At 60.5% G+C, this 7758-nt stretch carries 12 protein-coding genes and 1 pseudogene; 1 reads left to right on the top strand and 12 read right to left on the bottom strand.

What is annotated here, in order from left to right:
• The 3 genes and pseudogenes from EPO09_RS06300 to EPO09_RS06310 all read right to left on the bottom strand — a co-directional run.
• Positions 1-679: pseudogene (locus EPO09_RS06300) on the bottom strand (hypothetical protein); the annotation flags it as partial.
• Positions 676-1344 carry a response regulator transcription factor gene (locus tag EPO09_RS06305; protein WP_290641291.1) on the bottom strand — a complete coding sequence of 223 codons (669 nt, stop codon included), beginning with the start codon at positions 1342-1344 and terminating at the stop codon, positions 676-678. The gene EPO09_RS06305 and the pseudogene EPO09_RS06300, both read right to left, overlap by 4 nt.
• A 99-nt stretch (positions 1345-1443) precedes the next feature.
• Positions 1444-2562 (bottom strand): 3-deoxy-7-phosphoheptulonate synthase, encoded by a 1119-nt coding sequence (locus EPO09_RS06310; protein WP_290641293.1) that lies wholly within the window; start codon positions 2560-2562, stop codon positions 1444-1446.
• Between the two features lie 321 nt (positions 2563-2883).
• Here EPO09_RS06310 and EPO09_RS06315 point away from each other — a divergent pair, with 321 nt between their 5' ends.
• Positions 2884-3384: a DUF962 domain-containing protein gene (locus EPO09_RS06315; RefSeq protein WP_290641295.1), complete on the top strand. Its 501-nt coding sequence runs from the start codon at positions 2884-2886 to the stop codon at positions 3382-3384.
• Positions 3385-3498: 114 nt separating this feature from the next.
• On the opposite strand, the gene EPO09_RS06320 is transcribed toward EPO09_RS06315, so the two are convergent.
• From EPO09_RS06320 to rplW, 9 genes are all read right to left on the bottom strand, one after another.
• The gene (locus EPO09_RS06320; protein ID WP_290641297.1) at positions 3499-4002 is read right to left on the bottom strand and encodes a peroxiredoxin; all 504 of its coding nucleotides are present in this window, start codon (positions 4000-4002) and stop codon (positions 3499-3501) included.
• Between the two features lie 154 nt (positions 4003-4156).
• On the bottom strand, positions 4157-4426 hold the full coding sequence (gene rpsQ, locus EPO09_RS06325) for a 30S ribosomal protein S17 (RefSeq protein ID WP_290641299.1): 270 nt from the start codon (positions 4424-4426) through the stop codon (positions 4157-4159).
• Positions 4423-4623 (bottom strand): 50S ribosomal protein L29, encoded by a 201-nt coding sequence (gene rpmC / locus EPO09_RS06330; RefSeq protein ID WP_290641303.1) that lies wholly within the window; start codon positions 4621-4623, stop codon positions 4423-4425. Before rpmC ends, rpsQ begins: the two co-directional genes overlap by 4 nt.
• Before the next feature lie 21 nt (positions 4624-4644).
• Positions 4645-5061, bottom strand: coding sequence for a 50S ribosomal protein L16 (gene rplP / locus EPO09_RS06335; RefSeq protein WP_035037937.1), 417 nt, complete (start codon positions 5059-5061; stop codon positions 4645-4647).
• 2 nt (positions 5062-5063) lie between these two features.
• Positions 5064-5924, bottom strand: a complete 861-nt coding sequence (gene rpsC / locus EPO09_RS06340; protein WP_290641306.1) for a 30S ribosomal protein S3 — start codon at positions 5922-5924, stop codon at positions 5064-5066.
• A 13-nt stretch (positions 5925-5937) separates the two neighbouring features.
• Positions 5938-6267 carry a 50S ribosomal protein L22 gene (gene rplV, locus EPO09_RS06345; RefSeq protein ID WP_290641308.1) on the bottom strand — a complete coding sequence of 110 codons (330 nt, stop codon included), beginning with the start codon at positions 6265-6267 and terminating at the stop codon, positions 5938-5940.
• Positions 6268-6279: 12 nt separating this feature from the next.
• Positions 6280-6555: a 30S ribosomal protein S19 gene (gene rpsS, locus EPO09_RS06350; protein ID WP_035037932.1), complete on the bottom strand. Its 276-nt coding sequence runs from the start codon at positions 6553-6555 to the stop codon at positions 6280-6282.
• A gap of 13 nt (positions 6556-6568) precedes the next feature.
• A complete protein-coding gene (gene rplB / locus EPO09_RS06355) occupies positions 6569-7393 on the bottom strand; it encodes a 50S ribosomal protein L2 (RefSeq protein ID WP_290641311.1) in 825 nt (274 codons plus the stop codon).
• A gap of 3 nt (positions 7394-7396) precedes the next feature.
• On the bottom strand, positions 7397-7711 hold the full coding sequence (rplW, locus tag EPO09_RS06360) for a 50S ribosomal protein L23 (protein ID WP_290641313.1): 315 nt from the start codon (positions 7709-7711) through the stop codon (positions 7397-7399).
• Between the last annotated feature and the right edge of the window lie 47 nt (positions 7712-7758).

The following is a 7758-nucleotide window of genomic DNA, read 5'->3' on the forward strand; positions in this document are numbered from 1 at the left end:
GCTCGGCCACCTGTCGGGCATCCAATGCGCGCTGCGTCTGATCCCGCAAGCGCAACACCAGTCCTTCGTTCTCGAAGCCCAGTTCGATCGCACGCAACGCGCCGCGCGAGCCGAAGTAGGAGAACACCGTCATCGCGATGAGGTAGAGCATCACCGCCAACCCCATCATCATGCTCAGTTCGTCACGCGAGCGTAGCAGCACCGCCATCACAGGCACGATGTTGGTCAGCCAGTAGGTCACCGCGACAGGCCACGACGGCGCGAACACAGCCAGGCCACCCGAGTTGATCCCGGCCGTCACGCACAGCACGATGGCGATCGACATGGGGTTGGGCTGATCCAGCAGCAACACACCAAACGCACCCCAGCAGATCCCGCTGAGCCCGGCCAGCAGCCGCACCATGTGGGCATAGATCAGCACCTTGCTGCGATCCGTTGGCCTGGGCAAAGCCTGCCGCACGGACAGACACAGCATCGACATGCCGCACGTGGCCCACGCCCAGTTCCAGGCGCCCGGCAGGTGCAGCGCGCGGCTGCAGATCAGGCCCGTCAACAAGGCCGCCACCGCAGAGATCACGAAAGCATAGGGGAGATTGCGATCCAGCAACTCCATCTGCGCGGACAGCACCCGGGGGCTGTCAAAACGCCAGGCCCGAGCCAACAGCATGCGCAGGTTCATGGCACCAATAGCCCGCGGGCCACGGCCTCGGCGTGCGCCTGCTCGCGGCTGGTGGCGCCCAGCCACTCCGTCAACCACGACACCTCGGCCCGCACCTCGTTTTCATGCATGCCCATCTGGCGTGCAATTGCCTTGTTGGGCGTGCCACGCCCCAGGTAGCGCAGGATGTTCAACTGACGATCACTGAGACTGGGTGGCGCCTCGGCCACCTCCATGGCGGCAGGCGCCGAAGCCTGGCCGCCACCCGCCTGCGTCAGCACATCGTAAGGCACCGCCGCATACGACATCTGCCCCCTCAGGGCAGAGCGCACGGCTTCCAGCACCTCGGACGCAGAAGCAACCTTGGGCAAAAAGCCCGTCACCCCCGCCTCCCTGGCCTGGAGAATCTGCGTGCCGTTGACCTCTGCCGACATCGCCAGCACGGGGCACGCGGGTGCCAACTCACGCAACGATGGCAGATCCATCAGGCTGTGACCATCAGGCAGATGCACATCCAGCAAGATCAGATCCGGCTGCTCGTGCTGCAAGGCGGCACGGGCCTGGGTCAAGGTCGTGGCCTGCGTCACCTTGGCGCCGGGCCAGTTCTGCGACAACATCATCCCCAGCCCGGTGCGAAACAGGGCATGGTCATCAACCAACAAAAAGTGGGGGTTTGCAGAACTCATGAAGAAGAAAGAGACACTTCTTCGCAGTATCGCGCGTCATCGCCCATAAAAAAGGCCGATCACCTAGGATCGGCCCTTGATCCCCTCTTAAGGGTGATCTCAGCGAGCGCGTCGCGCCTTCACCGCATCCGACAGGATCTGCAGCACGTCGGCGGAGTCATCCCAACCAATGCAGGCATCGGTGATGCTCTGGCCGTAAACCAGCTTGGATGGATCATCCTTGCCCGGCGTGAACTTCTGGGCGCCAGCGCACAGGTGGCTTTCCACCATCACACCGAAGACCTTGTTCGAACCGCCCGACACCTGCTCGGCGATGTCCTTGGCCACAACCACCTGACGCTCATGCTGCTTGGAGCTGTTGGCGTGCGAGAAGTCCACCATCAGCGAAGGATGCAGCTTGGCCGCTTCCAGGTCCTTGCAGGCCGCGTCCACGCTGGCTGCGTCGTAGTTCGGCGCCTTGCCGCCACGCAGGATCACGTGGCAATCGGGGTTGCCGGCCGTCTCGACGATGGCGACCTGGCCGTTCTTGTGCACCGACAGGAAGTGGTGAGGGCGCGCGGCAGCCTGGATGGCATCCGTGGCGATCTTGATGTTGCCGTCCGTGCCGTTCTTGAATCCGATCGGCGCGCTCAGGCCCGAAGACAGCTCGCGGTGGACCTGGCTTTCGGTCGTGCGGGCACCGATGGCGCCCCAGCTGATCAGGTCACCGATGTACTGCGGCGAAACCACATCCAGGAACTCGCTGGCAGCCGGCACGCCCAGGCGGTTGATCTCCAACAACAGATGGCGAGCCATGCGCAGGCCTTCGTCGATCTTGAAGCTTTCGTCCAGATACGGGTCGTTGATCAGGCCCTTCCAGCCCACGGTCGTGCGGGGCTTCTCGAAGTACACGCGCATCACGACTTCCAGCGTGTCGGCGTATTGCTCGCGCAGCACCAGCAGCTTGCGGGCGTATTCGATGGCGGCAGCCGGATCATGGATCGAGCAGGGGCCGATGATGACCAGCATGCGATCGTCCTTGCCGTGCACGATCTTGCTGATGGCCTTGCGTGTGCCGGACACCAGCGTCTCGACGGGCGTGCCGCGGATCGGGAAGAAGCGGATCAAGTGCTCGGGAGGCGGCAGCGGCGTCACGTTCTTGATGCGCTGGTCGTCGGTCTGCGAGGTCTTGTCGGCGGGTGGTACCCAGCCTTCTGCGGCACTGGATTTGGCGTTCATGGGGCTTCCTGTAGCGGGCTGTTGACGTGTGGTCGAAGTCGAAAAAAAACCGCCGGGGTAGACCGGCGGTTTTCAGGATATGGTGTGGTTCGCTTACGCGTTGGCCACTCCTGCGCCGGTTACAGGCGAGAAGTAAAAGTACCAAAAGTAAAAGCGAGCGCCATTCATGCTTGTTAATGTAGCACGGTTGTCTGGCGCGTGGCTTGATCTGTATCGATCAAGGCGATAGCCAAAGTTACAAACAATCGTCCGGTACGTGACACCTTGCACTGGCGCAGATCGATAGCATGCTCACCAACGCATCTGCATTGCCGCACCCACATGAAGACCCTGACCGAACAACTCAGCCAGTACGCCACCTATCACCGGGATCGCCGCAACATCATCACGCACTTCATCGGCATCCCGATGATCGTGGCCGCCATGTGCATCCTGTTGTCTCGCCCCGCGCTGGCGGCAGACTTGCTGTGGCTCACACCCGGGGCCGTGATCTCCGCCCTCGTCACCCTCTACTACCTGCGCCTGGATGTGCGCTATGGCGTCGTGCTGGGTGCCTACCTCTGGGCCTGCCTGGCGTTTGCGCACTCGCTGGCCTCGCTGTCAACAGGCGCGTGGCTTGCCGTTGGCGGCGGCATGTTCTTCGTGGGCTGGGTCATCCAGTTCATCGGCCATTACTTTGAAGGCCGCAAGCCCGCTTTTGTGGACGACATCATCGGCCTCCTGATCGGGCCGCTGTTCATTGCCGCTGAAGCCGGCTTCCTGATGGGCATGCGCAAAGAAGTCGAGGCTGAAGTCAATGCCAGAGCGGGTTCACCACGCTAAGGCCCAGCCAGCGTCAGGCACGAAGCAGCTCCGCACCCCCATGAAAAAAGGCGACCGCACGGGTCGCCTTTTTTGCGATCCTTGCCGGGCACTCACCCGGCAAAGCACGCGCACTTACTTGGCTTGAGCCAACAGCGTATCGGCATCACTGACCTTGAAGCCGCCACCGTCTTCCACGTTCAGCGCCTTGACCACGCCATCCTTGACCAGCATGCTGTAGCGCCCCGAGCGCAGCCCCAGGCCCTTGGCCGTGAGATCCAGCGTCAGGCCGGTGGCCTTGGCGAAGTCGGCACTGCCGTCAGCCATCATGCGCACCTTGCCTGCGGCCTTGAGTTCGCGGCCCCAGGCACCCATCACGAACGCATCGTTGACAGACACGCACCAGATCTCGTCCACACCGGCAGCCTTGAAGGCATCGTATTGCGCGATATAGCCGGGGGCGTGTTGTGCCGAGCAAGTTGGCGTGAACGCGCCGGGCAAGCCAAAGATGGCGATCGTCTTGCCCGCCGTGGCCTTGTTGATGTCAAACGGGTTAGGGCCCAGGCTGCAGCCTTCACCCTCAACCTCGATGTACTCGAACAACGTACCCGCAGGCAGCTTGTCTCCAACTTTGATCATCGCCATATCCTTATTCGTGGTCTGCCGAAAAAGCTCAGCAAAAGAAAAAACCGGCCGCCAGTATGACTGGCAAGCCGGTTTTGCTTGCTGCTACCGAGGATTACTCCCCGGCGGCATTGTGGCGATCACAAGGACCGCCCAGCGCGATCAAAGATCAGACGCCTTGAGCCTTCTCGATCAGACGAGACACAACCCAGTTCTTTGTCTTGGACAAAGGACGGCTTTCAGTGATCTCGACCACATCGCCCAACTTGAACTCATTGTTCTCGTCGTGAGCGTGGTACTTGCTCGACTTGGCCACGATCTTGCCGTAGAGCTCGTGCTTGACACGACGCTCGACCAGCACGGTCACGGTCTTGGCGCGAGCGTCGCTGACAACCTTACCCACCAGGGTACGGGTCACTTTGGTTTGAGCTTCCGTCATTGGGCGGCTCCTTTCTTCTCGGTCAGAATCGTCTTGACGCGAGCGATGTCGCGACGAGTCTTCTTCAGAGCCGAGTGGTCATTGAGCTGCTGGGTAGCACGCTGCATACGCAGGTTGAAGTGCGACTTCAGCAAGTCCTTGATTTCGGTTTCCAGTGCGGCCACATCCTTGGCGCGCAGTTCAGAGGCTTTCGCCATAACTTTCTCCTTACGCCTAGATTAGATGCCGAACTGGCGGCCAACGAACGTGGTGCTCAGTGGCAGCTTGGCAGCGGCCAGCGTGAACGCCTCGCGAGCGAGTTCTTCGGGCACACCCTGGATTTCGTAGAGCACCTTACCTGGCTGAATTTCAGCCACGTAGTACTCAACGTTACCCTTACCGTTACCCATACGGACTTCAGCAGGCTTGTTCGAAATGGGCTTGTCCGGGAAGATGCGGATGAAGATACGACCGCCACGCTTGATGTGACGCGAAATCGCACGACGTGCGGCTTCGATCTGACGAGCCGTGATACGGCCACGCTCGGTCGCCTTCAGGCCGAAATCACCAAAGGACACATCGGCACCGCGGGTGGCAACACCCGTGTTACGGCCTTTGTGTTCCTTGCGGAACTTGCGACGATTAGGTTGCAACATATTTATTCTCCTTTCGCCTCGGCAGCAGGTGCTGCCTTGCGAACGCGCTTGGCGTCAGCGGCGACAGCAGGCTTGTCGCTGCCATCAGACGGAGCGCCATCGGCACGAGGGGCACCACGACCAGGGCCACGGCCGCCAGGACGGCGATCGCCACCAGGACGGTCGTTACGAGGACCACGACGGTTGCGACGGTCGTCTTGGCTGTCGTCACCCTTGAGCACAGGAGCTTCGCCATTGGCCAGACGGTCACCGCGGTAGACCCACACCTTCACGCCGATCACGCCATAGGTGGTGTGAGCTTCGGAGGTGCCGTAGTCGATGTCGGCGCGCAGGGTATGGAGAGGCACGCGGCCTTCACGGTACCACTCGGTGCGAGCGATTTCGATGCCATTCAGACGGCCAGCGGACATGATCTTGATGCCCTGAGCGCCCAGACGCATGGCGTTCTGCATCGCGCGCTTCATGGCGCGGCGGAACATGATGCGCTTTTCCAGCTGCTGCGTGATCGAATCGGCGATCAGTTGAGCATCGACTTCAGGCTTGCGCACTTCTTCGATGTTCACCGAGACCGGGCAATTCAGACGCTTGGCCAGTTCGAGCTTCAGGTTTTCGATGTCTTCGCCCTTCTTGCCGATCACCACGCCCGGACGAGCCGAGAAAATGGTGATGCGTGCGCTCTTGGCGGGACGCTCGATCAAGATGCGCGACACGGCCGCGTTCTTGAGCTTCTTCTTCAGGAATTCACGGACTTCCAGGTCTTCAGCCAGCATCGAGGCAAAGTTGCGATTGGTAGCGTACCAACGCGATGCCCAGTTGCGGGTGACGGCCAAGCGGAAGCCGGTTGGGTGGATTTTCTGTCCCATAGTCAGCCTCTGCTTAGTTGCCCACGGTCACATAGATGTGGCAAGTTGGCTTGCTGATGCGATTGCCACGGCCCTTTGCACGGGCGGTGAAACGCTTCAACGTGGTGCCTTGCTCCACATAGATGGTCTTGACCTTCAGTTCATCGATGTCAGCACCGTCATTGTGCTCGGCGTTGGCGATTGCCGACTCCAGAGCCTTCTTGATGATGCCAGCGGCCTTCTTCTGGGTGAATTCCAGGATGTTCAGGGCTTGGTCAACCTTCTTGCCACGGATCAGGTCAGCGACCAGACGACCCTTGTCGCAAGACAGGCGAACACCGCGAACGATTGCTTTGGTTTCCATCGTCGCTGCTCCTTATTTCTTGGCTTTCTTGTCGCCTGGGTGACCCTTGAACGTACGGGTCAGGGCGAACTCGCCGAGCTTGTGGCCAACCATCTGATCCTGGATGTACACGGGCACGTGCTGCTTGCCGTTGTGCACAGCAATCGTCAGGCCGATGAACTCAGGCAGGATCGTGGAACGACGCGACCAGGTCTTGATGGGCTTTTTGTCCTTGGTTGCCACTGCCTTCTCGACCTTGGCGGCCAAGTGGTGGTCAATGAAAGGACCCTTTTTAAGAGAACGAGCCATATCAGCCTACCTCTTACTTTTTGCGACGCGACACAATGAAGGTCTGCGTGCGCTTGTTGTTGCGGGTGCGATAGCCCTTCGTCAGTGTGTTCCATGGGGACACAGGGACTTGACCTTCGCCAGTACGGCCTTCGCCACCACCGTGCGGGTGGTCCACCGGGTTCATGGCCACGCCACGAACTGTTGGGCGGATACCCTTCCAGCGGATGGCACCGGCCTTACCGTATTGACGCAGGCTGTGCTCTTCGTTGCTCACTTCACCCAGGGTGGCGCGGCATTCGATGTGGATCTTGCGAACTTCACCGGAGCGCAGGCGAACCTGAGCGTAAGTGCCTTCACGAGCCATCAGAACAGCGGAGGTACCAGCCGAGCGAGCGATCTGAGCGCCCTTGCCAGGCTTCATCTCGATGCAATGGATGGTCGAACCCACGGGGATGTTGCGGATAGGCAGGGTGTTGCCCGTCTTGATCGGCGCTTCCGAGCCGCTCAGGATGGTTGCACCAGCGGCCAGGCCACGGGGAGCAATGATGTAGCGACGTTCGCCGTCGGCATAGCACACCAGAGCGATGTGAGCCGTACGGTTCGGGTCGTACTGAATGTTCTCGACCTTCGCGGGGATGCCATCCTTGTTACGGATGAAATCGACCACGCGGTAGTGGTGCTTGTGACCGCCACCCTTGTGACGAACGGTGATGTGACCGTTGTTGTTACGGCCAGAGTTCTGCTTCTGGGGTTCCAGCAGCGATGCTTCTGGCTTGCCCTTGTGCAGGTGCTTGTGCACCACCTTGACCACGCCACGGCGGCCAGGCGAGGTTGGTTTGACTTTTACGACGGCCATGATTTAAGCAGCCTCCCCAGAGAAGTTCAGCTCTTGACCTGCAGCCAGAGACACGAAGGCCTTCTTGGCGTGGTCACGGCGACCTGTACGGCCACCGAAACGCTTGGTCTTGCCCTTCTGGTTCACGACTTGCACGGACTTCACTTCGACCTTGAACAGCAGCTCAACAGCGGCCTTGATCTCGGGCTTGGTGGCGTCGCGCATCACCTTGAACAGCACTTGGCCACGCTCTTCAGCAGCGGCAGTGGCCTTTTCCGAAATGATCGGAGCGACCAGCACCTTCAGCAAGCGGGCTTCATCAAATTTCAGAGTGCTCATGCGAACATCTCCTGCAGCTTGTCGATCGCACCCTTGGTGACCACGAT

This window comes from Aquabacterium sp., from assembly GCF_004297345.1.
Taxonomy (GTDB): Bacteria; Pseudomonadota; Gammaproteobacteria; order Burkholderiales; family Burkholderiaceae_C; genus Aquabacterium.